Genomic DNA, 24,708 nt, shown 5'->3' on the forward strand with positions numbered 1-24,708 from the left:
GTGGGCTCGGGCGGAGTCGAACCACGCCGACGTCGCTCGCTGGCACTCGCTCGTCGTCTACTTCGACGCCGCCTCGCGGGACGTCTCGGCCCTCGCTACCGCTCGGGCACTCGACTGGGCTCGGGCGGAGTCGAACCGCGGTCGTTCCGCTCGCGCTGCTCGCTCCACTCCCTGATTCGACTCCGCTAACGCCACGCAGACGCCACCGGCTCGTCGCGTCCGCTCACTCCGTTCGCTTCGCTCCTCGCAGTGGTGGCGTCAGAAGTGGGCTCGGGCGGAGTCGAACCACCGATCTCTTCCTTGTAAGGGAAGCGTCATAACCACTAGACCACGAGCCCGCACCCGTTCGAACCCGCCGCGGTCGAATAACGCTTTTCGTTCCGACCCGGCGCTCGGGGGTCGCGTCGCCCCGCGTTCGCGCCGGGACCCCATCCGGTCGGCCTCTCCTCGCCCGCTCCGACACGCTTTCGGTGACGGACGGCCTCGTACGGTCGTGAACGTACGCGACGTAGCGGTGTCGGTGCTCGCCGTCGCTCTCGTGTTGGCGGGCGTGTACGCCGTCGCCCCGGGCGCCGTCGGGTCGGCGGTCCCCGGTCTCGGCGGGGGCGGCGACTACGACCGCACCACCGTCGCCGTCCGCGACGAGAACGGGTCGTCGCTGGCGACGGTCGAGGTCCGTATCGCCGACACGCGCGCCAAGCGGTACACCGGTCTCTCGGACACCGAGTCGCTCGCCGACGGCGAGGGGATGCTGTTCGTCCACCCGAACGGCGGCCGCCACGCGTACGTGATGCGCCGGATGGAGTTCCCGCTCGACATCGTGTTCGCGTCCGCGAACGGCACCGTCACCCGCATCCACCACGCCGAACTCCCGCCCGAGGGCGCCGACAGCCTGCGGCGCTACCCGGGCGAGGGGCGGTACGTCCTGGAGGTGCCGTACGGCTACGCGAATCGGACGGGGATCGACGTGGGCGACCGACTGGTGGTCGGCGGCGATTACTGACGCTCGGGGGCGCGACGCGAACCGACGCGGAGCCGGCGGGAACCCCCGCGAACCGGCGTGTTTCGATTCGAAGGGAACCCTTTAGGGCGACCGTCTCGTGTCCTCTGCTCAATGAGTCACCCCGCCGAAGAAGACGACCCCTTCGAGGACGTCCGTGAGGAGACGGACAACCCGATGCGGCGGCTGTTCGCCGAGTACGGTCGGGAGAACTCCCTCCAGTTCGTCGTCGGTACGCTCGCGAGCGTCGTCGCCCGCGTGCTCGACCTGATGCCGCCGCTCGTGTTGGGTGTCGCCATCGACGCGCTGTTCAACGAGGGGGCGAACCTCACGTTCGCCGAGGCGGCCGCCCAGACGCTGCCGCTGTTGACGCCCGCCATGTTGGATGGGGTGGTACCCGCGACCCGCGAGGGGCAGTTCTACCTCGCCATCGGGCTCATCGCGCTCGGCTTCTTCGGCGGGTCGGCGTTCCACTGGACGCGCAACTGGGGGTGGAACTCGTTCGCCCAGAACATCCAACACGACATCCGCGTCGACACGTACAACAAGATGCAGCGGCTCAACATGGACTTCTTCGCCGACAAGCAGACCGGGGAGATGATGTCGGTGCTGTCGAACGACGTCAACCGGCTGGAGCGGTTCCTCAACGACGGGATGAACTCCTTCTTCCGGCTGTCGGTGATGGTGGTCGCCATCGCGGTGATCCTCTTTACGATGAACTGGCAGCTCGCGCTCGTCGCGCTGGTGCCGGTGCCGCTCATCACGTTCTTCACGTGGAAGTTCATCAAGACCATCCAGCCGAAGTACGCCGACGTGCGCTCGTCGGTCGGGCAGATGAACTCCCGGCTGGAGAACAACCTCGGCGGCATCTCCGTCATCAAGACGTCGAACACGGAGGACTTCGAGTCCGACCGCGTCGACGACGTGTCGATGGAGTACTTCGACGCCAACTGGGACGCCATCGGCACCCGGATCAAGTTCTTCCCCGGCCTGCGCGTCATCGCGGGTATCGGCTTCGTGCTCACGTTCCTCGTCGGCGGGCTGTGGGTGCTGAGCGGGCCGCCCGGACCGTTCACGGGGTCGCTCGAACTCGGGCAGTTCGTCGTGTTCATCACGCTGACCCAGCGGTTCATCTGGCCGATGGCGCAGTTCGGGCAGATCATCAACATGTACCAGCGGGCGCGCGCCTCCTCGGCGCGCATCTTCGGGCTGATGGACGAACCCTCCCGGATCGCCGAGGACCCCGACGCCGACGCCCTCGACGTGACCGACGGCGAAGTGGTGTACGACGACGTCACCTTCGGCTACGACGACGACGAGACCATCGTCGAGGACGTGAACGTCACCGTCCCCGGCGGCGACACGCTCGCGCTCGTCGGTCCGACGGGCGCCGGGAAGTCGACGGTGCTGAAACTGCTCCTCCGGATGTACGACGTCGACGAGGGGTCGATCACCATCGACGGCCAGGATCTCCGGGACGTCACGATCCCGAGCCTGCGCCGACAGGTCGGCTACGTCTCACAGGACACGTTCATGTTCTACGGGACGGTCGCCGACAACATCGCGTACGGCACGTTCGACGCCGACGAGGAGTCGGTCGTCGAGGCGGCGAAGGCCGCGGAGGCCCACGAGTTCATCACCAACCTCCCCGACGGCTACGACACCGAGGTGGGCGAACGCGGCGTGAAGCTGTCGGGCGGCCAACGCCAGCGGCTCTCCATCGCGCGCGCCATCCTCAAAGACCCCGAGATCCTGATCCTCGACGAGGCCACGTCGGACGTGGACACGGAGACGGAGATGCTGATCCAGCGGTCGCTCGACGACCTGACCGCCGACCGCACCACGTTCTCCATCGCCCACCGGCTGTCGACGATCAAGGACGCCGACCAGATCGTCGTCCTGGAGGGCGGCCGGATCGTCGAGCGCGGCCAGCACGACGAACTGCTCGCCGAGGACGGCCTGTACGCGCACCTCTGGGGCGTCCAGGCGGGCGAGATAGACGAACTCCCCCAGGAGTTCATCGAGCGCGCGACCCGGCGCACCTCCCGGACGGGCGCCGAGAGCGACGACTGAACCGGGGGCGGGCGCGGGGAACGGCCGACCGTCCGACGCGACCCGCGACCGGCCGTGGGTCGGGCCCGCGGCCTCACAATCTAAGTGGGAGTCGGGCGACGTTCCGCCCGATGGCATCCGCATCCCCCTCGTTTCAGACGCTCGACGACCTGGCGTCCGGACGGCGCGTCCTCGCCCGCCTCGACCTCAACTCCCCCGTCGAGGACGGCGCGGTCCGGGACAACCGGCGGTTCTCCCGACACGCCGAGACCGTCGCCGAACTCGCCGACGACGGCCACCGCGTCGCGCTGTTGGCCCACCAGGGTCGGCCCGGCGACGACGACTTCGTCTCGCTCGAGGGCCACGCCGAGGTCCTCGCGGAACACGCGGGCGTCGACGTGGAGTTCGTCCCCGACACGTTCGGCGAGGCGGCGCTCGCGGCGATAGACGACCTGGAGGCGGGCGACGTGCTCCTCCTGGAGAACACCCGGATGTGCGGCGACGAACTCCCCGAGGAGGAGCCGGAGACCAAAGCCGACACCGAGTTCGTCCGGACGCTCGCCCCCGAGTTCGACGCGTACGTCAACGACGCTTACTCCGCCGCCCACCGCAAGCACGCCTCGCTCGTCGGCTTCCCGCTCGTCTTACCCAGCTACGCGGGGCGGGTGATGGAGACGGAGTACGAGGCCAACACCGCCATCGCCTCCCGCGAGTTCGACGGCGACGTGACGATGGTGGTCGGCGGGACGAAGGCGACCGACGTGGTCGGCGTGATGGAGGCGCTCGACGAGAAAGTCGACACGTTCTGTCTGGGCGGCGTCGCCGGCGAGTTGTTCCTCCGCGCGGCGGGCTACCCCGTCGGCCGGGACGTGGACACCGACCTGTTCGACGACCAGTGGGCCGACAACGAGGACACCATCCGCTCGGTGCTCGAAGACCGCGAGGGGCAGGTTCGTCTCGCCTCCGACCTGGCGTACGAGGACGACGACGGCGACCGCGCCGAGGTGGCGGTCGACGACGTCGACGAGAAGGAGCGGTCGTTCCTCGACGTGGGGAGCGACACCGTCGACGAGTACGACGAGGTGATCCGCGGGTCGGAGGCGGTGTTCGTCAAGGGCGCGCTCGGCGTCTTCGAGGACGAACGGTTCAGCGATGGGACCGTCGGCGCGCTGTCGGCCATCGCCGAGACCGACTGCTTCTCGGTGGTCGGCGGCGGCGACACCTCCCGCGCCATCGAGATGTACGGGCTGAGCGAGGACGACTTCTCGCACGTCTCCATCGCGGGCGGGGCGTACATCCGCGCGCTGACGGGCGAACCGCTGCCCGCGATCGAGCTACTCGAACGGAACGCGGCCGGCGAGTTCGACGGGTGACGGACGGGTCCCGGGAGGCTCCTCCCCGTCGCCCTCGCCGTCGTCCGCGCTTCCGTCATCATCGTCGGTATGGTCGCCGCCGCCGGAGCCGTCGGCGGCCGTGCCGTCCGAACCGGCCTCGCCACCACCGGCGGTCGCCTCGCGGACGGCCGCGAGCGTGCCGTTCAGCAGGCCGTGGGCCGCGAGCCACCCGCCGGGGACGGCGGTCACGACGGCGCCGTGGCTGTGCGGTTCGGCGACGGCGTAACAGATACCGTACGCGGCGACGGTGAGACCGACCGCGACGTACGCCGGGTAGCGGAGGGGGACCATACCGCTTCGTTACCGGTCAGCCACATAGCGGTTTCGTCGCGTTCCGAGCCCTCGGGGACGAGGGTTACACTGTCGAACGGGAGACCAATCACACGGTCGACCTGCCGGCGTCGCTCGCGTCCCCCTTCTACGCCGCCCACCTACTGACGCTCGCCCTCGTCGGCTACTGGCTGGTGTGGTGGTACGGGTGGGCGCGCCTCCACCGGGAGTTCGGCTGGGTCCACGAGTCGGAGCGGCCGGAGCGGTCTGAGCGGCCGGGTCGGGTGTGAGTCGGTCGCCGACCGTCAGCGCTTCCGCGGGAGCGTCGCGAGCGGCGTGGGCCGGGCGAGGACGACGTTGACCACCGCGCCCACGAGCAGGATGATCCCTGCGAAGTAGAGGAACAGCACGAACAGCACCAGCGCGCCGAGGAGGCCGTACGCCTGATACCGGGTGGCGCCGCTGGCGTAAATCCGGAAGGCGATCTGGAGGAGGAGCCACCCGACGGCGGTGAACACCGCCCCGGGGAGCGTGTGCCGTACCGTCACCGGAACCGGCGGGAGCACGTAGTACAGCGGGAGGAGCGCGACGGCCACCACGACCAACGCGGTCAGGTTCCCGACCACGCGCGGAAACGGGACCTCGAACGACCCGTACGTCAGCGCGATGCTCGTCGCCGACAGCAGGACGAACGCGAGCAAGATCAGCCCGAGGACGACCACCCCGTCTTTGAGTTCGTCGACCAGCGACGGCGTGTCGCCCGTGTCGTACACCTCGGCGAACGCCGTCGAGAGCCCGCGGAACACCTTCAGTCCGCTCCAGAGCGCGAGCAGCAACCCCACGACACCCGCGGCGCCGTGGCCGGCCTCGGCGGACAACAGCGGCTGGAGGACGCCCGCGACGCTCTCGGGGACGTTCGACTCGACGGCGGAGACCACCGCACCCGCCGCGCCGACGTACGAGAGGAGCGCGATCACGACGACGAACAGCGGGATCAGCGACGCGAGCGCGTAGTGGGCGAAGCTCGCCGCCATGAACGTGATCTCCCTGTCCCGAGCCGTATCGACCACCCGACGTGCGTTGCTCTCAAGCGACACCGGATTCACCCGACATGCCCGCCCCTGCTCGCGCCGACACTATCAGAGTTGTCGCCGATCCGGCCGCGCGACCCCCCCGCGGCCGTTGATTTCACGCACCAGGCGTCGTATCTTCTGCGGCCAGCCCCGCGGGACCGGGGGGCGAGGGGGTGAGCGACGAGCCGAGTCGAGGCAGTGCGGGCGCGGAGTGGCGCGGGGCGCGGGGCGACGCGGGGGCGAGGAGCGGCGCGGGGCGAGGAACCGCACGTGACCGCCCGGGGGTTGATGAGCGACGAGGACGGAACGTCGCCCATGCAGATCGGCGTCGTCTCCGACACCCACGACAACGCACGCTACGTCGAACGCGCGGTCGACCTGTTCGAGAGCCGGGCGGACGCGGTGGTCCACTGCGGCGACGTGGTGGCGCCCTTCTCGGCGGCGCCGTTCGACGCCGACTTCGACTTCTACGCCGTCCGCGGCAACAACGACGGCGAGTGGGCGCTCTCCGGGACGATAGACGAGTTCGGGACGTACCTCGGCGAGATGGGCGAACTGACGTTCGACGGGGTCGAGTTCGCAGTCTACCACGGGACGAGCGAGCCGATAGTCGACGCGCTGTGTGCGTGCGGGTCGTACGACTACGTCCTCCGCGGGCACACCCACGAGCGGGTCCGCGAGGAGCGCGGCGGGACGGTCCACCTCAACCCCGGCGGCGTCCCCATCCCCGGCCAAGAGGCGGAGCCGGCGGCGATGCTCGTCGACACCGAGTCGGGCGAGGTGACGACCGAGTCGCTCGGGTAGCGGTGCGAGCGGGAAGCGTGCCGTCCCGCCTAGACACCGGTGGGGTCTACTCCCGGACGACGATGATCGGGAGGTGAGTCTGCTCGGCGACCGACTCGTACATCTCGCCGAACACCCGCTCGTACCCGGTGTCTTGCGTCTCGCCCATGATGATCAGGTCGTAGCCGTCGGCCGCGCTGCTGACCGCGAACGACGGGTCGTCGGAGACGACGACTTCGGTGTCGACGCCGGTCGAGGGGTAGCCCGCCTCGACCAGGCCGGTCTTGACCTCCGAGAGGAACGCCTCGGCGTCCGCCACCGCGTCGTCGTCGTCCGCGACGTGCAACAGCGTCGTGTGGATGAGTCCGGACTCCTCGAGCGTGCTCACGAACTCGACGACCGGATCGGCGAACTTGCGGTCGCGGATCGGGACCAGGATCCGGCCGAGCGTGGTGATGGGGTTGGTGATCAGGAGCGCGTCGGCGTCCCGTTCTTCGGCCACGGTGGAGGGGACGTCGGTCAGGTCGTGCCCCATGACGAGTTCGACCTCCGCGGTCTCCCCCTCCCGGACGAAGTTCGACGCCAGACTGTACAGCGTGTTCTTCGCCTCTATCTCACGGCGGTGTCTCTCGTCGTCGTCGACGCCGTCGGGGAGTTCGTACACGCCGAGCAGGACCACCCGACAGGGTGTCGTGACGTCGATGAACGTCGGGGGGAGCGGGTCCGGGTCGGGAAACTCGATCGGGATGACGACCGTCTGGGGTTGTGCGTCCATCGGGTACGATGTCCGGCGGAGCGTGCTAAAAGCGATGGGGACACGCGCCCGGGTTCAGTCGCCGGCTTCCCGGGGGACGACCCGCTGGCGCGCGCCGCCGAACAGCGATTCGAGGCCGACCCCGAGCGTCTCGTCGGTGGTCGCCATGCTCGTCGCCCGGTCCTCCCGGTCCAACAGCGCGCGGACCGCGTCGATGTTCTCGGGGATCACGTCCGACTCCTGGTGGATCGACTGGAACAGGTACAGATCCGCCCCGTCGACCGAGATGGAGTCCTCCCAGATGCAGTTCTCCCAGAGGTCGCCGCGCGGGCGGCCGGTGTCCATCGCGAACTCCTTCAGCTTCCCCGTGCCGTCGATGCCCGTCTCCTCGGGGACGAGGAACAGCCGCGACTCCGCGTCGAGCAGGTCGTGAACCGCCTCGACGTCGGGTTCCGCCTCGAGCGTGACGTTGACCGAGTGGAGATGCATCAGCGTCGCGGGCACCTTCACGCCGAGCGTGTCGATGTCGACGTCCGGGAGGATGGTGTTCACGTCCGGGCCGTGATGGGAGGGGATGTGGACCGGGTCGGGGAGGATGTCGTTGATCGGGCCGCGGGAGGTCTGGCCGGGGTCGCCGCCGCGGCGAACCAGCGTCACGCGCGCCTTCTCGACGCCGTACTCCTCGTCGAGCGGCGCGAGCAGTCGCGAGAGCCCCGTCGTGTTACACGAGACGACGCGGACGTACTCCACGTCGTCGTCGGTCGCCAGGTCGTAGTTCGCGCGGGCGTTGAAGCTGGCGTCGCCCACGTCGGCGCCCTCGCCGCCCTGGAAGATGGCGGGCGTGTCGTACTGCTCGTACAACTCGCGGTTCTGCTCGCCGATGCCCGACGGCGTGGTGTCGATGACCACGTCCGCTCGCATCACCATGTCCTCGACCTCGCCCGCGATGTCGATGCCGGCGTCGTGGAACAGTTCCGCGCGCTCGGGGATCGCGGCGTACAGCGGGTACCCCTTCCGGACGGCCGCCTCCGCCTCGTAGTTCGGGCTGGTCTTGGCCACGCCCGCCAACTCCATGTCGGGCTGTCCCGCCACCGCGTCCGCGACCCGCTTTCCGATCGTGCCGTACCCGTTGACGCCGACCTGTATCATTGGTGGTGAGTCGCCGGGCTGGTAGGTTAATAGTTACGTGCCTACTCGAAAAGGAATAATCCGGTCGCGAGTAACTCCCCGCGTCGGGGACGGCCGCCCGGCGCGAAAGGAAGACCTAACGCCCGGGCGACCGACCGGCGGGTATGGACGACGACCTCCGGACGGCCGCCGAGACGGCGGTCGAGCAGTGTCTGTCGCTCGGTTCCGAGGAGTCGCTCGTCGTGGTCACCGACGACGAGCGCGTCGAGATCGGCGAGGCGCTGTACGGCGTCGCGAGCGGCGTGACCGACGACGCGAGCGTCGTGCGCTACCCGCCGGGCGACCAACACGGCGGGGAACCGCCCGCGCCCGTCGCCGCCGCGATGGAGGCGGCGGACGCGTTCCTCGCGCCGACGACCAAGAGCCTGAGCCACACCCGCGCGCGCGGCGCGGCCTGCGAGGCGGGCGCGCGCGGCGCGACGCTCCCCGGCATCACCCGCGAGGTGTTCACGGCGGGGCTCGACGCCGACTACGACGCCATCGCGGCCGCCTGCGACGACGTACTCGCGCAGGTCGCAGACGCCGAGACGGTGCGCGTGACGACCGAGGCGGGCACCGACATCACCGTCGAAGCCGGCGACCGGGCGTGGCGGAGCGACACGGGCGACGTGAGCGACCCCGGCGCGTTCTCGAACCTGCCCGCGGGCGAGGTGTTCGTCAGCCCCGAGACGGCCGACGGCACCTACGTCGTCGACGGGACGATGATGCCCCACGGGCTGTTGGAGGGCGAGCGGCTCCGGTTCGAGGTGGCGGACGGCTACGTGACCGACATCTCCGACGACGAGGTCCGCGCGCAAGTCGAGACCGCCGCCGATGAGGTGGGCGACGACGCGTACAACCTCGCGGAACTCGGCATCGGGACGAACGTCGCGGTCGACGAACTGGTGGGGTCGGTGCTGCTCGACGAGAAGGCCGCCGGCACCGTCCACCTCGCCATCGGCGACGACGCCGGCATCGGCGGCGACACCGACGCGCCGCTCCACCTCGACGGGATCGTTCGCGAGCCGACCGTGTACGCGGACGGCGAGGTCGTAGACCTCCCGGTCGAGCGGTGAAACCGCGAGACGGCGGGGCAGTGGAACTGCCTCGGTAATGTGAGCGGTGACGCGGGAGCCGCGAGCGGGGGCGGTCGGAGCGGTCCGGCTACGGACCGGACGGCCGTCCCGTTCGTCCCGTCCGCACGCCGCGTTCAGCCGGCCGTACGTGCGGGGACGCCAGGCGTCACCTCGCCGCGGAGCCACCGCTCTCGGGGTCGGCGCGTCGTTCCCGGCAGGCGCCCGCCTCGGCGAAGCGGGGGCGGGCCGGCCGGGTGACGGGACCCGACCGCCTCAGAGGTAGGTGAACCAGTCGTCGTGGTCGTCGGTCCGCCGCTCGACCAACTCGAAGAACGCCGACTGGAGTTCCTCGGTGACGGGACCGCGCGAGCCGTTGCCGATCTCGACGTTGTCCACCTTCCGGATCGGCGTCACCTCAGCGGCCGACCCGGTGAAGAACAGTTCGTCGGCGGTGTTGAGTTCCCCCCGCGAGATGGAGGCGGTGTCGTTCACCTCGTAGCCGCGCTCGCGCGCGAGCGTGATGACCGTATCGCGGGTGATGCCGTCGAGGATCGACTCGCTCAGACCGGGGGTGTAGATCGTGTCGTCGCGCACGAGAAACAGGTTCTCGCCGGGACCCTCCGCGACGTTCCCCTCCTTGTTGAGCACGACGGCCTCGGCGTAGCCGTTCCGACGGGCCTCCTCGCCCGCGAGCAGCGAGTTGACGTACAGCCCGGTGGTCTTGGCGTTCGTGGGGATCTGACTCGACGCGTGCTTGCGCCACGACGACACCATCACCTCGATGCCGTTCTCCAGCGCCTCCTCGCCGAGGTACGCGCCCCACGGCCACGCGGCGATGGCGACGTCGGTCGGGCAGTCGCGCGGGGAGACGCCGAGGCTGTTGTAGCCGTAGTAGGCGATCGGGCGGATGTACGCCGATTCGAGGCCGTTCCGGCGGACGGTTTCGAGCGCCGCCTCGGTGAGTTCCTCCCGACCGTACTCGATGTCCATGTCGTACGGCTTCGCCGACTGGTAGAACCGGTCGAGGTGTTCGTCCCACCGGAACACCGCCGTCCCCTCGTCGGTGTCGTACGCGCGGACACCCTCGAACACGCCCGTCCCGTAGTGGAGCCCGTGGGTGAGCACGTGGGTGGTCGCCTCCTCCCAGTCGAGGTACTCGCCGTTCTTCCAGATGGTGTCGACGTCCATCTCCGCGAAGCCAGCCATGCCCGAGCGCAGGAATCGACCGACAATAAATACCGGAGATGCGGCACTCGACGTGTCGGACCCGCCCGGGGGTGCCGCCCGTCCCGCGGACCGAGACGGGAGCGGCCGACCGCCGGGCCGCCGTGCGACCGCTCGCCGACCGTGCGTGTCGCCGCCGCGACGGTAACCAACGACCGGGAATAATAAATCCGCTCCGCTTAATTACTTCAGTGAATTAGTCGGGGGTGATGGGAACCGGAACTCCCCGCACGTACGACGACTTCGACCCCGACCGGCGGCCGAGCACCGCGGAGGCGCTGGTGCCGATGCTGGTCGTGGTCGTCTCCTTGGGCGTCGGCTCCGGTCTCTTGGGGCTGGCGCCGCACGGCCCGCTGCTGTGGTCGGTCACGCTCGTCGGACTGTTCGCGCGCTACCGGCTGGGGTACGGGTGGTCGGAGGTGTACGACGCCGCCGAGGGCGGTCTGCGGATGGGCCTGCAGGCGATACTGATCCTGTTCGTCATCTACGGGCTGATCGCGACGTGGACGAGCGCCGGCACCATCCCGGGGCTGATGTACTACGGGCTGGGGCTGCTCTCGCCCGGCGTGTTCCTCCCCGTGACGGCCGTGCTGGCGGCGGTCGTCGCGTTCGCCATCGGGTCGTCGTGGACCACCGTCGGGACGCTCGGCGTCGCGTTCATCGGCATCGGCAACGGGCTGGGCGTGCCCGCGCCGATGACCGCGGGCGCCATCGTCTCGGGGGCGTACGCGGGCGACAAGCAGAGCCCGCTGTCGGACACGACCAACCTCGCCGCCGCGGTGACGAACACCGGCCTGTACGACCACATCCGCGCGATGCGGACCGGAACCGCCGTCGCGTTCGGCCTCTCGGTCGTCGGCTACGCCGCGCTCGGGCTGTGGGCCGTCACCGGCTCCGGCGGCGACACCGCCGCGATCACCGGCCCGCTGGCGTCGACGTACGCGCTCGGGCCGCTCGTCTTCCTCCCGCTGGCGGTCACGTTCGGGCTGGCGCTGCGGGGCTACCCCGCGCTGCCGTCGCTGGTCGCGGGCGTGTTCGCGGGCGTCGGCACCACCATGCTGACGCAGGGCGCGTCGTTCACTCGCGCGTGGGAGGTGTTCCTGAACGGGACCAACCCCGCGACGGGCAGCGAGACGGTGAACACCCTGCTGACGACCGGCGGCATCTCGGGGTCGGCGTGGACCATCGCCGTCGTCGTCGCGGCGCTCGCGCTCGGCGGACTCCTGGAGGGGACGGGCGTGCTCGCGACGCTCGCCAGCCGACTGGCGGACGTGGTCTGGTCGGGCGGGTCGCTGGTCGTCGGCACGGGGGTCGCCGCGCTCGCGACCAACGCGTTCTCCGCCCAGCAGTACATGAGCATCGTCGTGCCGGGCGTGAGCCTCCGCGGGCTGTACGACGACTACGGGCTGGACTCGCGGGACCTCTCGCGGGCGGTCGAGGCGGCGGGCACGCCCACCGGCCCGCTGTTCCCGTGGCACGCCGGCGCGGTGTTCATGGCGTCGGCGCTGGGCTTCTCCTCGTCGTGGGCGTTCGTCCCGTACTACTTCTTCGGGCCGCTCTCCGTGTTCACGCTGTTCGCGATGGCGGGGACCGGTCACGCGACCACGCCGTCGACGGTGCCGGGCGACCCGGCGGCCGACGACGACTGACGGGCGGGCGGAGACCCGAGAATCGAGAGCCGAGCGCCGGTCAGTCGAGCGCCGCGACCAGGTCCGCCCCCTCGACGTACGGGAACTCGTGGCGGCGGGCGTACTCGCGGGCGGCGTCGGGCGCGAGCGCCCGGCCGGTCTCGTCGTCGAGCATCTCGCAGACGACGACCGCCGGGGGTCGCTCGGCGGCGGCCGCCAGCGCCAGCCCGAGTTCGGTGTGGCCGCGGCGGTCGCCGAGACCGTCGGGCGCCCCCCGGAGGACGTGGACGTGCCCCGGCGCGCGGAACTCGGCGGCGAACTCCTCGGGGCCGTACCCGACGCCGGTCTCGACCGCCGACGCCGCGGACGCGAGTTCGGTGATGGTGCGCGCGCGGTCCTCGTCGGTGATCCCCGTGAACGTGTCGCGGTGGTTGACCGGCAGCGAGAACGACGACCGGTCGTCGTACCCCAGGTCGTGGGCGTCGGCCGTCGGGTGGGCGAGTTCGTCTTCGAGGAACGGCAGGTCGACCGCGTCGGCGACCGAGTCCGACAGGGCGACACAGACCAGCCCGCCCGCGTCGTTGCGCATCCGCGCGACGGCCTCCGGCGTCACCACGTCGGCGGGGTAGACGAGGTCGGTCTCCCCCTCGCGGTCGTCGTGGTCGTGGACCAACACCGGGCCGCCCGCGCGGAACGCCGCGAGCGCGCGGTCGGACCGGCTGGCCTGCGAGCGGTGGCTCACGCGTCCTCCGCGTCGGCGGGCGCGACCCCGCTCGTGCTCCCGCCCGCCGTCTCCCGCTCGCCGTCTCCCGTCTCGGACGAGTCGCCGTCGCCGAGGTCCTCGATGCGGACGGTCACGTCGTCGCCGTCGTCGATGCCGAGTTCGTCGCGGAGCTTCGCGGGCGCGATGACTTCGAGCTGTGCCTCGTCGTGGTGGGTCCGCTCGGGGACGATGACGTGGGCCGGTTCGACCGCCCCGCCGTTCGACTCCACGACCGCGGCGTAACACGTCGCCGGGCCGAACGTGCGCTCGTCGTCCTCCCAGCCGTCGATGGGGACGCCCGCGACGGAGTCGAGGCCGGCGCGGGCGCGCACGCTCGCCTCCGCGAGTTCGACGTTGAGCGTGCCGGGAAACGGCTCGTACCCCAACCGCTCGACGAACTGCTCGTGGTACCCCGACAGCTGGATGTAGTGGCGACCCTCGCCCATCCCGCTCGTGGCCGCCCCGGACAGCGCCAGCCCCGTCTCGTCCTCGAACAGCCGGCGGTAGTCGGCGTACTCGCCGCGGAGGCGGCGCTCGCCCGCGCCGGTGACCGACACCCACTGGCCGTCGCTCACCACGTCGCGGTCGACCAACCCCGCGGCTTCCAGCCGCTGGAGCCGGCGGGAGGCGGTCTGACTCGACGCGCCGAGGCGGTCGCCGAGCGCCGAACACGACACCTTGACCGGTTCGGCCAGCCCGCCCCGGAGCGCGACGGTCTTGAGCGCGGCCACCTCGTCGTGGCCGACGGTCGATGCGCTGGTTGACATTGCCACCACTCCGACCGCCGGACCCAAAAGCGTAGCGGATGTGAGACGCGTTCCAGAACTGAGACGGTTCGTCACGGTCGACGGTGTAGGTTCGCCGGCCCGTCACGGACGCGTGACGCGTATCCGGGTCGGTGTGGGAGCGTTCGCCGGGAAAAGCCGTCGGTTCCGACACCCGCCGGCTCGTGGGTTTCGACGCCGCCGGACGGACGGGCGAGCGGACGGAACCGGTCCCGTCGGTCCCCGGTCGGAACGGGGAGCCGGCGCGGAGCGGGCCGGCAGGGGGCCGGCCGGCGCGGTTCGGAAACCCCTTATCGGCGGCGGCGGAACCCCCGCGCATGTTCAGGCAGTTCCGGTCGAACGTCGAGGCGGCGCTCGAAGGGGCGCTCGCCGACCTCGACTACCCGACCGACGACCTCGGCATCGAGGAGCCGCCGGGCGACGTGGACGCGGCACTCGCCTCCAGCGTCGCGTTCCGGCTGGCGAGCGAGGCGGGCGCGCCGCCGCCGCAGGTCGCCGGGGAGGTGGCCGACGCCGTCGACCCTGCGGGCGTGGAGTACCTCGCGCGCGTCGAGACCAGCGGGCCGTACCTCAACTTCTTCACCGACGACGCGTACGCGGCCGACACGCTGGAGGCGGCCCGAGACGAGCGCTACGGTCGGCTCCCCGACCGCGGCGAGTCGGCGGTGGTCGAACACACCTCCGCGAACCCCACCGGACCCGTGCACGTCGGCCGCGCGCGCAACCCCATCGTCGGCGACGCGACCGCGAACGCGCTGGAGTACGCGGGCTACGACGTCGACCGCCACTACTACGTCAACGACGCCGGTCGGCAGATCGCGGTGTTCACGTGGGCGTACGAGACGTTCGACGAGGCGGACCTGCCCGAACCGGAGCGCGACAAGCCCGACTACGACCTCGTGCGCTACTACCGCGCGGGCAGCGAGTTGCTCGAAGAGGGCGACGAACGCGAGGTCGAGGCGGCCGAAGCGGAGGTCCAAGCGATCCTCCAGGGGTTAGAGGAGGGCGACGAGGCGACGTACGACCGGGTCGAGGAGGTGGTCGACACGGTGCTCGCGGGAATGCGCGAGACGCTCGAACGGCTCCCCGCCGAGTTCGACGAGTTCGTCAAGGAGACGCGGTTCATGCGCGACGGGAGCACCGACCGGGTGGCCGAGCGCCTCCAAGCGATGGACGAGGCGACGCTCGAAGAGGGCGCGTGGCAGCTCGACCTCTCGGAGTTCGGCATCGAGAAGAAGCTCGTCTTCCTCCGGTCGGACGGCACGTCGCTGTACACGACCCGCGACCTGGCTCACCACGAGTGGAAGTTCGAGCGGTACGACCGCGCGGTGACGGTGATCGGCGAGGACCACAAGCTGGCGTTCGACCAGCTCAGGCACGCGCTCGGCCTGCTGGGCAACGACACCGAACAGCTGGAGCAACTGTTCTACTCGTGGGTGAACCTCCCCGGCGGCGAGGGGATGAGCACCCGCGCGGGCACCGGCGTCGACCTCGACGACCTGCTCGACGAGGCGGTCGCCCGCGCCCGCGAGGAGGTGGAGACGCGGATGGACGACCGCATCCGCGACGACGACCTCGGGGAGGCGGACGTCGACCGGATCGCCCGCCAGGTCGGCATCGGCGCGGTCCGGTACGACATCGTGAGCAAACAGCCCACCAAGGCGATCACGTTCGAGTGGGAGCGCGCGCTCGACTTCGAGGCGCAGTCCGCCCCGTACGTCCAGTACGTCCACGCGCGCTGTTGCGGCATCCTCGCGGAGGCGGAGAAGGGTGACGCCGACGAGTCGCAGGCGGCTGCCGGCGCCGAGGTCGACCCCGACGCGCTGTCGACGCCCGAGGAGCGCGCGCTGGTCGCCGAGATAGCGCGCTTCCCCGCGGTCGTCGAGGAGGCCGCCGAGGACCTGGAACCCCACCGGGTGGCGACGTACACCCGGTCGTTCGCGGAGACGTTCAACGCGTTCTACCGGGAGTGTCCGGTGCTGTCGGCCGACGACCCCGACACCCGGACCGCCCGGCTGGCGCTGGTGGCCGCGGCGCGTCACACCGTCGCGAACGCCCTCGACGTGCTCGGCGTCGCCGCTCCGGAGTCGATGTAGGTCGAGGGAGGCCGGCTCAGGCCGGGAACGCCGGGAAGATGGCCTCGGCGGGTGCGATCAGCGACCCGCCCGAGGAGACGACCGCGAGCGCCCCGAGCCCCAGCGCGAGAACGACGAAGACGAGGATCCACCACAGCGGGACGGAACTGCTCTCTGCTTGGCTCATACCCGGTGTGCGACCGCGCGCGTAGAAGAAAGTCCCGATACCCGCCCGGGGAGCCGCCGGTCAGCGGAACAGCCGACCCAGCAGGCCGCCGCCGGCCGGGGCGTCGCCCGCCTCCGTGTCGTCGTCGACGCCCGCGACCGGTCCCTCGACCACCTCGCCGAGCACCGTCCGCGGGGCGTCGACCGCGTCCGCGTCGCCGTCCGCCGGGTCGGCGTCGACGACCGCGTCGGCGTCGTCGAGCGGCGTTATCGCCGGTGGGGCGCCGTCGTCGAGCGACCGGGGCGCCGGCGCGTCGTCGGCGCTCCCGGTATCACCGTCGACAGCGTCGCCGGCGGCCGTCTCCGCCCCGCTCCCGCCGTCGGCCGTGGCGTCCAGCCGGACTATCGCGGGCGTCACGTCGCCGTCGACCGAACGGGGGGCGGGTGTCGGAGCGGCGTCCGCTCGCCTCCCCAGCCCCGCGTCCGCGTCGGCGTCTACCGGGTCGAGGTCGGTGGCGGCCGGGTCGGCGGCGGTGTCGTCGGCGTCGTCCGCGTCCGTGGCAGTGTCGGCGGACGGTTCGGCGGCAGTGTCGTCGAACGGTTCGGCGGCGGTGTCGGCGGACGACTCGGCGTCGATGTCGACGAGCGCGGACGCGACCGCGCGGTACGCCGCCGCGGCGTCGCTGTCGGGTGCGAACGCCGAGAGGGGTTCGCCCGCCGCCGCGGCCGCTTCGACGACCGGGTCCTCGGGGACCCGCCCGAGCACCGGCACGTCGAGCGGCGAGGGGTCGACGCCGCCGTCGGCGCCGTCCGGCACGCCGTCGGCACCCACGCGCGTCAGCGTCAGCCCGACGACGTGCCCGCCGAGTCGCTCCGCGAGTTCGAGCGTCCGACTCGTGTCCGCGAGCGCGTTCCGCGTCGGCGTCGACGCCAGCACCACCCCGTCGGCGACCGACAGCGGCAGGACGCTCTCGTGGGTGACCCCCGCGCCCGTGTCGACGACGACGTACTCCGCGCCGGTGACGGCCCCGACCGCCTCCGTGATCCCCGAGGGGTCGGCCGCGCGGAACGCGTCGAGCGTCCGCCCGCCGGGCATGACCGCCAGCCCGTCGGGTCCCTCGTACGTCGCCTCGACCGGGTCCGCCTCGCCCGCGAGCACGTCGTGGAGCGTCGCACCCCCCTCGGGCACCTCGACCCCGAGCGTCGCCGCGAGGTTCGGCGTGCCGAGGTCCCCGTCGACGACCACCGTCGTATGGCCGGCGGCCGCGAGCGCGGCCGCGAGGTTCGCGGCCGTCGTCGTCTTCCCGACGCCACCTTTCGCGCTCGCGACGGCGTACATCGTCGGCATTTGCGTGTTGGTGACGACTTCGGGGTATAAACCTACGCGCCGAGAACTCAGTTCTGAGTCTCGGCTAGCCGACGCGGGGACTCCGCCTCTGTGCGACGGGAGCGGCGGGCGGTCGAGCGGTCGTGCCGGCGTTCGGACGGGAGCGGCGACTGGGACGGCCGAACGGGGCGGATAGCGGTTACGGACGTGTGCGATCCGACCACAGTATTCAACAGGTACTTACACCGCGGCCGGCCAACGTTCCGTATAATGAGTAGCGACGCCGAAGAGGGAGCTCCGTCAGACGACAGACGCCGATACGAGTTCCTGAAAGTCCTCGACGAACTCGACGAGTTCGAGGGGTCGGGAACCCAGCTCGTCACCATCTACATCCCCGAGGACAAGCAGGTCTCCGACGTGGTGGCACACGTCACCCAGGAGCACAGCGAGGCGTCGAACATCAAGTCGAAGCAGACCCGGACGAACGTCCAGGACGCGCTCACGTCCATCAAGGACCGCCTGCGCTACTACGACACGTTCCCGCCGGACAACGGGATGGTCATCTTCTCGGGCGCCGTCGACTCCGGCGGCGGCCAGACGGAGATGGTCACCCGGGTGTTGGAGTCGCCGCCGGACCCCGTCCAGTCGTTCCGCTACCACTGCGACTCGAACTTCCTGACCGGGCCGCTCGAGGACATGATGGCCGACAAGGGGCTGTTCGGTCTCATCGTCCTCGACCGGCGGGAGGCCAACGTCGGCTGGCTCAAGGGCAAGCGGGTCGAACCCGTCAAGTCGGCGTCGTCGCTCGTCCCCGGGAAACAGCGGAAGGGCGGCCAGTCCGCACAGCGGTTCGCCCGTCTCCGGCTGGAGGCCATCGACAACTTCTATCAGGAGGTCGCGGAGATGGCGAACGACCTGTTCGTCCCCAAGCGGCACGAACTCGACGGCATCCTCGTGGGCGGTCCCTCCCCCACCAAAGACGAGTTCCTCGACGGCGACTACCTCCACCACGAGCTACAGGACAAGGTGCTCGGGAAGTTCGACGTGGCGTACACCGACGAGTCCGGGCTGTCGGACCTGGTCGACGCCGGCCAGGAGGTGCTCGCCGACCAGGAGGTCGTCAAGGACAAACGCCAGATGGAGGAGTTCTTCGAGAACCTCAACACCGGCGGCGAGGCCACCTACGGGTTCGAACAGACCCGGCGGAACCTCGTGATGGGGTCGGTCGACCGCCTGCTGCTCTCGGAGGACCTCCACCACGACGTGGTCGTCTACGAGTGTCCCAACGACCACGAGGAGTACGAAGTGGTCGAGCGCCGCCACGCCACCCCCGAGCACACCTGCAGCGAGTGCCGCGAGGAGGCCGAACCCGAAGAGCGCGAGGACGTGGTCGACCACCTGATGAACATCGCCGACCAGCGCGGCACCGAGACCAAGTTCATCTCCACCGACTTCGAGAAGGGCGAACAGCTCATGGACGCGTTCGGCGGCATCGCCGGCATCCTCCGCTACTCAACGGGCGTCTAAACCTACTCGACGGGCGTTTAAACCGTCTCCCCGGGCGTCGCTCGCACCCTCACTCCAGCAGCGCGTCCGCCTGCGCCGCCCGGCGTTCGAGGTCGAACTGCGGTTCGACGCCGGGCGCCCCGGCGAGTCGGTCGAGCGCCAGGTCGACGTCGACCCCCTCGCGTTCGGCGGCCGCGCGGAGTCGACTCGCCGACTCCTTCCGGAGCGTCACCGACGGCAGCGTGCCGACGAACAGCGCGAACGCGACCCCGCCGGCGCCGGCGGGAAACCGCTCGTGGACGCGCGAGAACGCGGGGTCCTCTCCGTCCGACTCGTCCGCGCCGAACGCCGCCGCGGGCGCGACCGCCAGACACCGGGGGCACACCGCCGCGACGGCCGCCCGGTCGGGCGCCGCCTCCCGGAGGTCCGGGGGGACCGCGAAGGTGACCGCCGCCGCCTCGGCGCCGCAGTCCGGACACGTCATGGTCGGGCGTGCGGGGGCGAGGGGCAAAGACCCACCGACGCGGGGACGGCCCGCCGGCCGGACGAACGGGCGGCGACGAACGGCCACCACACTCAATTCGGGGGCGAGCGAACGTCGACCGATGACCGACGAGCCAGCCGTCCGCACCGCGGAACCGGAAGACGGCGACAGGGTCCACGAGCTCGTGGAGAGCGCGATGACCGTCTCGTACGCCCTCAGCCCCGACCAGATCGAGACCATACTCGAAACCGAGTACGGCGAGGAGGCGTTCGAGGAGAAACTGAACGACGAGACGGCCGTCCTGTTCGTCGCCGAACTCGACGACCAGGTGGTGGGCGTGATCGACGGGACCGTCGACGGCGAGGGGACGGTCCGCAGGCTCCACGTCGACCCCGAACAGCGCGGACGCGGCGTCGGGACCGCGCTCGTCGAGCGGGCGGTCTCGGAGATGCACGACCGCGGCGCCGACCCCCTCCGGGCGCTCGTCGTCACCGCCAACACCGAGAGCGGCGACTTCCTCACCACGTTCGGCTTCGCCCGGACCGACGAGCGCGAGGTCGACGTCGGCGGTATCGACCTCGTCGAGGAGGTGTACACCGAGGGCGCCGAAGAGGCGGACGACGAGGCGGTATCCGACGGGGACGTAGCCGAGACCAGCGAGAGCGGGTCGCCCGCCTCCGACCTCTCCGACGACGACGCGGAGTCGGACGAGGAACGGCCCTCGACGGGCGACCCGGACGACCTGCCGGACACGGTGACCCAGAACGGCGGGGAGCGGTACGTCGGCGACGACCTCCTGTCGGGCACCGAGGGTCCGTTCGCACCCACCTACGAGGACGAGGCGCGCGAGGAGGCGTACGGCTACTACTGCGGCAACTGCGGGTCGACCGACGTCTCGGTCGACAGCATGGACCGCCTGAAGTGCGCCGACTGCGGTAACACCCACCAGGCCGACGGCGAGTACGACGGGTCGTACCTGTAGCTCGACACGGGGTCGACCGTCGACGACCGGCGGGCCAAGTGAACGGAGAACGAGTCGAGAACCGAGCGAACGGAGAACGGGCCGAGGGCCGAGCGGACGGAGCCGGTGGGGCGGGGAGCGGACGGACGACCGCGCCCGCCGCCGGTGCCCACGTCAGTCCGTATCAGTCGTCCGCGGTGACCTTCTGCTCGCCGAGTTCCGCCTCCTCGCGGGCCTCCTCGGCTTCGAGTTTCTCCTCTTCCTCCTTCTTCGCCTTGATCTTCTTGAGCCGGAAGATCTCCTCGCGCTCCTGCTCTTCGAGTTTCTGCTCGATGAACTCCTGGTTCTCGCGGAGGTCGGGCAGCAGTTTGAACTCCAGGGCGTTGACCCGCCGCTTCGTGGTCTCGATCTCGGTGAGCATCTTCTTCATCGCCGTCTCCACCTCGGCGGCGAGGATGATCGACTCAAGCAGTTCCTCGTAGGCGTCGGCCGCCTCGTCGATCCGCGCGGACGACCCCAGCAGGCCGTACCCCCGCTCGTCGAGGTCCTTCCGCACCTTCGACGACTCGATCTGCGGGACGACCACGCCCATGATGTTCTTCGACTGGCTGGTGATCTCGGGGTGCTCTTTGAGCGCCGCCGCCGCGCCGCGGACCGCCACGTCCCCCTCCATGGCGCGGGCCTTGTTGATCTTCGATTGGGCCACCTCGTAGTTGGTCTCGACGTCGTCGCGGACGTCCTGCGCCTGGTCGAGGATGTCCATGAACTCCATGATCAGGCCGTCGCGCTTCTGTTCGAGCGTGTCGTGGCCCCGCTCGGAGAGGTCGATCCGGTCTTCGATCTCCATCAGGTTCTTGCGGGTCGGCTTGACGTCCTCGGCCATGGTCTTGGGGGCGATTGACGGCGGAGGATGTTAACCCTTGTTAGTCCCCACCTCGTCGCTCCGCCCGTGAACGACCCCTCGCTGCTCGTCGTCAACGACGTCGAGACGGCGTACGACGACCCCGACCGGGTGGGTCGACTCGCCGGCCTGCTCTCGGCGCTCGGTGACGACCGGACGCCCCTGCTCGACGCGGGCGACGCCACCGCCCTCGGGGCGCTCGCGTTCGCCACCGACGAGGGGCGTGCGCACGCGCTGCCGTTCTTCGAGGCGGTCACCCCGGACGCGCACGTCCCCGGCAACCACGACTTCGACGAGGGGGTCGACGCACTCCGGCGTATCGCCGAGCGCTCGCCCGGCGTCTGGCTGGCCGCGAACGTCCCCGCTCTCGGCTTCCCCGCCACGACGACCCTCGACGCGGGCGACGCGCGCGTCGGCGTCGTCGGGGTGTGTCACCCGGAGACGGCCGATATCTGCGCGGCGATCGACCTGGCGTTCGACGACCCCGTCGCGGCGGCCCGCCGCGGGGTGGCGGAACTCCGCGACCGGGGCGTCGACCGGACCGTCGTGCTCTCGCACTGCGGGGCGCTCGACGCCGACGTCGCCGCGGGCGTCGACGCCGACGCCGTCGTCGGCGGACACGACCACGACCGGGTCGTCGACCGCGTCGACGGCGCGCTCGTCGCCCGGAGCGCCGGCGTGGGTCACGAGGCGGTGGCGGTCGACCTCGGAGAGCCGCCGACCGCGACGGTCCACGCGACGGCCGACGCCGCGCGCGACGAGGAGGTGGCGGCGACGTACCGCGAGCGTCTCGCCGGCGCGGGCCTCGGCGAACGGGTGGCGACGCTCGACGCGCCCCTGTCGGCGGAGCGGACCGCCCGGTTCGTCGCCGACGCCTACCGGGTCCGCGCCGAGGCGGACGCCGGCGTGGTGCTCGCGGCGTCGGTCCGCGAACCGCTCCCGGCGGCGGTCACGGCCGCGGACGTCGTCGGCACCGTCCCGTTCGGCTCGCACCTCCTGACGTTCGAGATGCGGGGGGCGGACCTGCGCGCGGCGTTGCGCGCCTCCCGCGGCACCCTCGACGACACCCACGGCGCCGCGGTGTGGGCCGGCGCCGACCCCGACGCCCTGACGGTCGACGGCGCGCCGGTCGAGGCGGGCGAACGCTACCGCGTCGCCGGGATGAGCTACCTCGCGACCGTCGACGTACTCGCGGGGACCGACCGCGACCGGGTGGTCGACGACCGTGGCCCCCAACACGAACGCGTTCTCGCGCACGCGCGCGAGAGCGGACTCCCCGCCCCGGACGCGGAGTAGCTGACGCCGCGCCGTCGACGCGTTCCACGGCTCGCGGGGCGAGACTCACTCGTCCGCGGCCGACCGCCACACCCCTTCGGCGGCGTCCATCCACGACACGACGACGACGTGCGGGAGCGTGAGCAGCGAGACGAACACCAAGTAGAGCGCGACGGCCGCCGGCAGCGTCGACGGCGGCCGGGGGACGACGACGGCCGCCCCCGCGAGCATCGCGAGCGCGAGCGCGGACAGCGGCGCCGCCTCGCGGGCGAACCGCGCGAGCGGCCCGACCACGCGGCCGGCGTCGAGTGCGGCCGCGCTCGCGGGGTCGAGGCGGGCGAACCGGACGACGTGTCTAACCGAGTGCCAGCAGACGAAGTAGCCGCCCACGGCCGTCACCGGCGGGACCGCGAGGAAGAGCAGCGAGAGCAGCGCCGTCTCGGCGGCGTCGACTCGCCACGCGGACCGGCCGGCGTCGGTGGATGCGGAGCCGGACCGGGCGGCCGCCCACCCCGACGCCACCTCCCAGCCGACGAGACACGCGAACGCCGCGCCCAGCGCCGCCCGCACCGCCGGGTCGAACGGCCACGACGGCACCGGGCCGCCGCCGAACCGGGCGACGAACCCCCCGACCACGGTGCGGTACTGGTCGGGCCAGGCGACCAGCGGTACGAGCATCGGGAACCCGCCTCTGGCGGCGACGAACAGCACGCGCCGGCGGCGCGTCGGGAGGTACGCCCGGTCGACGAACGCCCGCATCGCGTGGAGGTCGCCCTGCCCCCAGTGGAACCACGTGAGCGCGATGAACGCCGCCGCGGCGACGACCGGGGCGACGACCCACACGACGGCGTACGCGACGCCGAGCAGGAGGTAGAGGATCCCCACACCGAGATACCAGTGCCGCCGTCGCGCCGCGGACGCCCCCGCGACGCGCGCGGCCGCCAGCGGGTCAATCGCGCCGTGCGGCAGCCCCAAGACGACGGCGCTGACGACCAGCGGGACGTACCGGTACCGACTCGGCAGGCCGACGAGCGTCACCGCCACGAGACCGACCGCGGCGACCCAGCCGGGCAGGAGCGCGACCCGACGCGTGCGGGCGCCGGCCGTCGCCGTCGCGCCGCCGGTGGGGGGACTCAGTCCCACTGCGCCATCACCCACCGCCAGAGCAGCAGCCCCTGGACGACGAACAGCGTCGTCACCACGAAGAACACCGCCTCCTCGACCGGGAGTCCGAACGGCTCGACCCCGAGGCTGTACCGGTCGCCGATCACCCAGATCCCCTCACGGATCGCCAGCCGGTCGACCGCACACAGGTACGCCGCCGGGACGACCACCCCGGCGGCGACCGTGCGCGCGTGCCGAACCAGGTGGGGCCAGCCGACCGCCCACTGGAGCGCGAGCACCGGTCCCGCCCACGCGAGGATCGCCCCGAGGTAGAACCCCGACGGGGGACCGAGACACAGCGCCGCGCCGACCGCGCCGACGGACGCCCCCGCGACGGCGCCGGCGAGCCGCTGTCGGCGGGAGACGCCCCGCGGCGTCGGCGGCGGCGAGGGGACCCGCGCGAGCCACAGCGCCACGACGAGCGTCTGGAACACGACGAACAGGTACTCCTCGATAGGGGCGCGCCAGACCACCCCGACGACGGCACCCTCGGCGTACTCCCACACCCCGCGACCGATCAGGTAGTTGTCCCACGGGGTCGTGTACACTAACGCGAGCGCGACCAGCAGGCCGACGGGCGCCGGCGGGACCCGCCGCAGCGACCGTCCGGGTCGGGCGACCGCCGCGAGCGCGAGGAGCGCGAGCGGCGGGAGGACGAACCAGAGGTGGAACTCGAGGTACGTGATCGGCGACGACGGCGAGAACGCGGCCGGCGCGGACCCCGGGCGGGACGCGAGACCGGACGCGGAGGCGACCGTGAACTGTCGGACGGTGTACTCGGACATGGGACGGGACGCGGTCGGCGACCGGCGAGCCGCGAGCCACGACCGGCTCTGACGGGCGTCACCCGGTCGCCGACCGTGCCCCCGCCCCCCGAACCT

The 24,708-nt window shown here is 71.3% G+C and carries 23 protein-coding genes and 1 tRNA gene; 10 read left to right on the top strand and 14 right to left on the bottom strand.

Annotation, left to right across the window (positions count from 1 at the left end; all coding sequences use genetic code 11):
- Window positions 1-265: 265 nt before the first annotated feature.
- Window positions 266-338, bottom strand: a tRNA-Val gene (locus K933_RS04380).
- A gap of 155 nt (window positions 339-493) precedes the next feature.
- Here K933_RS04380 and K933_RS04385 point away from each other — a divergent pair.
- The 3 genes from K933_RS04385 to K933_RS04395 all read left to right on the top strand — a co-directional run bounded on the left by K933_RS04385 (window position 494) and on the right by K933_RS04395 (window position 4,425).
- Window positions 494-1,003, top strand: a complete 510-nt coding sequence (locus tag K933_RS04385; RefSeq protein ID WP_023393480.1) for a DUF192 domain-containing protein — start codon at window positions 494-496, stop codon at window positions 1,001-1,003.
- A 111-nt stretch (window positions 1,004-1,114) separates the two neighbouring features.
- Entirely contained in the window at window positions 1,115-3,073 is a 1,959-nt protein-coding gene (locus K933_RS04390; protein WP_023393481.1) for an ABC transporter ATP-binding protein, read from the top strand.
- A 110-nt stretch (window positions 3,074-3,183) separates the two neighbouring features.
- Complete coding sequence (locus tag K933_RS04395; protein WP_023393482.1) at window positions 3,184-4,425, top strand: phosphoglycerate kinase; 1,242 nt, start codon at window positions 3,184-3,186, stop codon at window positions 4,423-4,425.
- Here the strand turns inward: K933_RS04395 and K933_RS04400 are convergent.
- Both K933_RS04400 and K933_RS04405 read right to left on the bottom strand, forming a co-directional pair.
- The gene (locus K933_RS04400; RefSeq protein WP_023393483.1) at window positions 4,387-4,737 is read right to left on the bottom strand and encodes a hypothetical protein; all 351 of its coding nucleotides are present in this window, start codon (window positions 4,735-4,737) and stop codon (window positions 4,387-4,389) included. The genes K933_RS04395 and K933_RS04400 overlap by 39 nt on opposite strands.
- 284 nt (window positions 4,738-5,021) lie before the next feature.
- Complete coding sequence (locus K933_RS04405) at window positions 5,022-5,822, bottom strand: YihY/virulence factor BrkB family protein (RefSeq protein WP_320408817.1); 801 nt, start codon at window positions 5,820-5,822, stop codon at window positions 5,022-5,024.
- 282 nt (window positions 5,823-6,104) lie between these two features.
- Here K933_RS04405 and K933_RS04410 point away from each other — a divergent pair, with 282 nt between their 5' ends.
- Window positions 6,105-6,593, top strand: a complete 489-nt coding sequence (locus K933_RS04410; protein WP_049947593.1) for a metallophosphoesterase — start codon at window positions 6,105-6,107, stop codon at window positions 6,591-6,593.
- 46 nt (window positions 6,594-6,639) lie between these two features.
- Here the strand turns inward: K933_RS04410 and K933_RS04415 are convergent, their stop codons facing one another.
- Complete coding sequence (locus K933_RS04415; protein ID WP_023393486.1) at window positions 6,640-7,347, bottom strand: universal stress protein; 708 nt, start codon at window positions 7,345-7,347, stop codon at window positions 6,640-6,642.
- Window positions 7,348-7,401: 54 nt separating this feature from the next.
- On the bottom strand, window positions 7,402-8,475 hold the full coding sequence (locus tag K933_RS04420) for a type II glyceraldehyde-3-phosphate dehydrogenase (protein ID WP_023393487.1): 1,074 nt from the start codon (window positions 8,473-8,475) through the stop codon (window positions 7,402-7,404).
- Between the two features lie 143 nt (window positions 8,476-8,618).
- Here K933_RS04420 and K933_RS04425 point away from each other — a divergent pair, with 143 nt between their 5' ends.
- Window positions 8,619-9,569 (top strand): aminopeptidase, encoded by a 951-nt coding sequence (locus K933_RS04425; RefSeq protein ID WP_023393488.1) that lies wholly within the window; start codon window positions 8,619-8,621, stop codon window positions 9,567-9,569.
- A gap of 273 nt (window positions 9,570-9,842) precedes the next feature.
- Here the strand turns inward: K933_RS04425 and K933_RS04430 are convergent, their stop codons facing one another.
- On the bottom strand, window positions 9,843-10,775 hold the full coding sequence (locus tag K933_RS04430; RefSeq protein WP_023393489.1) for a branched-chain amino acid transaminase: 933 nt from the start codon (window positions 10,773-10,775) through the stop codon (window positions 9,843-9,845).
- 227 nt (window positions 10,776-11,002) lie between these two features.
- Here K933_RS04430 and arcD point away from each other — a divergent pair, with 227 nt between their 5' ends.
- A complete protein-coding gene (arcD, locus tag K933_RS04435; RefSeq protein WP_023393490.1) occupies window positions 11,003-12,442 on the top strand; it encodes an arginine/ornithine antiporter ArcD in 1,440 nt (479 codons plus the stop codon).
- 40 nt (window positions 12,443-12,482) lie between these two features.
- Here the strand turns inward: arcD and ribB are convergent, their stop codons facing one another.
- A complete protein-coding gene (gene ribB / locus K933_RS04440; protein WP_023393491.1) occupies window positions 12,483-13,163 on the bottom strand; it encodes a 3,4-dihydroxy-2-butanone-4-phosphate synthase in 681 nt (226 codons plus the stop codon).
- A complete protein-coding gene (locus K933_RS04445; RefSeq protein ID WP_023393492.1) occupies window positions 13,160-13,951 on the bottom strand; it encodes a DUF120 domain-containing protein in 792 nt (263 codons plus the stop codon). The genes ribB and K933_RS04445 overlap by 4 nt, the downstream gene beginning before the upstream one ends.
- A 335-nt stretch (window positions 13,952-14,286) precedes the next feature.
- Here K933_RS04445 and argS point away from each other — a divergent pair, with 335 nt between their 5' ends.
- Window positions 14,287-16,065: an arginine--tRNA ligase gene (argS, locus tag K933_RS04450; RefSeq protein WP_023393493.1), complete on the top strand. Its 1,779-nt coding sequence runs from the start codon at window positions 14,287-14,289 to the stop codon at window positions 16,063-16,065.
- Between the two features lie 16 nt (window positions 16,066-16,081).
- On the opposite strand, the gene K933_RS18595 is transcribed toward argS, so the two are convergent.
- Both K933_RS18595 and K933_RS04455 read right to left on the bottom strand, forming a co-directional pair.
- A complete protein-coding gene (locus K933_RS18595) occupies window positions 16,082-16,231 on the bottom strand; it encodes a hypothetical protein (RefSeq protein ID WP_200862284.1) in 150 nt (49 codons plus the stop codon).
- Window positions 16,232-16,291: 60 nt separating this feature from the next.
- Complete coding sequence (locus K933_RS04455; protein WP_023393494.1) at window positions 16,292-17,557, bottom strand: P-loop NTPase; 1,266 nt, start codon at window positions 17,555-17,557, stop codon at window positions 16,292-16,294.
- Between the two features lie 249 nt (window positions 17,558-17,806).
- On the opposite strand from K933_RS04455, the gene prf1 reads away from it, so the two are divergent.
- The gene (gene prf1 / locus K933_RS04460; protein WP_023393495.1) at window positions 17,807-19,063 is read left to right on the top strand and encodes a peptide chain release factor aRF-1; all 1,257 of its coding nucleotides are present in this window, start codon (window positions 17,807-17,809) and stop codon (window positions 19,061-19,063) included.
- A gap of 49 nt (window positions 19,064-19,112) precedes the next feature.
- Here prf1 and K933_RS04465 read toward each other — a convergent pair whose 3' ends face one another.
- Window positions 19,113-19,526: a DUF6276 family protein gene (locus tag K933_RS04465; RefSeq protein ID WP_023393496.1), complete on the bottom strand. Its 414-nt coding sequence runs from the start codon at window positions 19,524-19,526 to the stop codon at window positions 19,113-19,115.
- 121 nt (window positions 19,527-19,647) lie between these two features.
- Here K933_RS04465 and K933_RS04470 point away from each other — a divergent pair, with 121 nt between their 5' ends.
- Complete coding sequence (locus K933_RS04470) at window positions 19,648-20,508, top strand: GNAT family N-acetyltransferase (RefSeq protein ID WP_023393497.1); 861 nt, start codon at window positions 19,648-19,650, stop codon at window positions 20,506-20,508.
- 163 nt (window positions 20,509-20,671) lie between these two features.
- On the opposite strand, the gene K933_RS04475 is transcribed toward K933_RS04470, so the two are convergent.
- Window positions 20,672-21,370, bottom strand: coding sequence for a V-type ATP synthase subunit D (locus K933_RS04475; RefSeq protein ID WP_023393498.1), 699 nt, complete (start codon window positions 21,368-21,370; stop codon window positions 20,672-20,674).
- 66 nt (window positions 21,371-21,436) lie between these two features.
- On the opposite strand from K933_RS04475, the gene K933_RS04480 reads away from it, so the two are divergent.
- Window positions 21,437-22,684: a bifunctional metallophosphatase/5'-nucleotidase gene (locus K933_RS04480; RefSeq protein ID WP_023393499.1), complete on the top strand. Its 1,248-nt coding sequence runs from the start codon at window positions 21,437-21,439 to the stop codon at window positions 22,682-22,684.
- A gap of 45 nt (window positions 22,685-22,729) precedes the next feature.
- Here the strand turns inward: K933_RS04480 and K933_RS04485 are convergent, their stop codons facing one another.
- Both K933_RS04485 and K933_RS04490 read right to left on the bottom strand, forming a co-directional pair.
- Complete coding sequence (locus K933_RS04485; RefSeq protein WP_023393500.1) at window positions 22,730-23,806, bottom strand: Brp/Blh family beta-carotene 15,15'-dioxygenase; 1,077 nt, start codon at window positions 23,804-23,806, stop codon at window positions 22,730-22,732.
- Window positions 23,797-24,612, bottom strand: a complete 816-nt coding sequence (locus K933_RS04490) for a lycopene cyclase domain-containing protein (protein ID WP_023393501.1) — start codon at window positions 24,610-24,612, stop codon at window positions 23,797-23,799. The genes K933_RS04485 and K933_RS04490 overlap by 10 nt, the downstream gene beginning before the upstream one ends.
- Window positions 24,613-24,708 lie beyond the last annotated feature (96 nt).

The organism is Candidatus Halobonum tyrrellensis G22 (genome assembly GCF_000495475.1).
In the GTDB taxonomy this organism is placed as follows: Archaea; Halobacteriota; Halobacteria; order Halobacteriales; family Haloferacaceae; genus Halobonum; species Halobonum tyrrellense.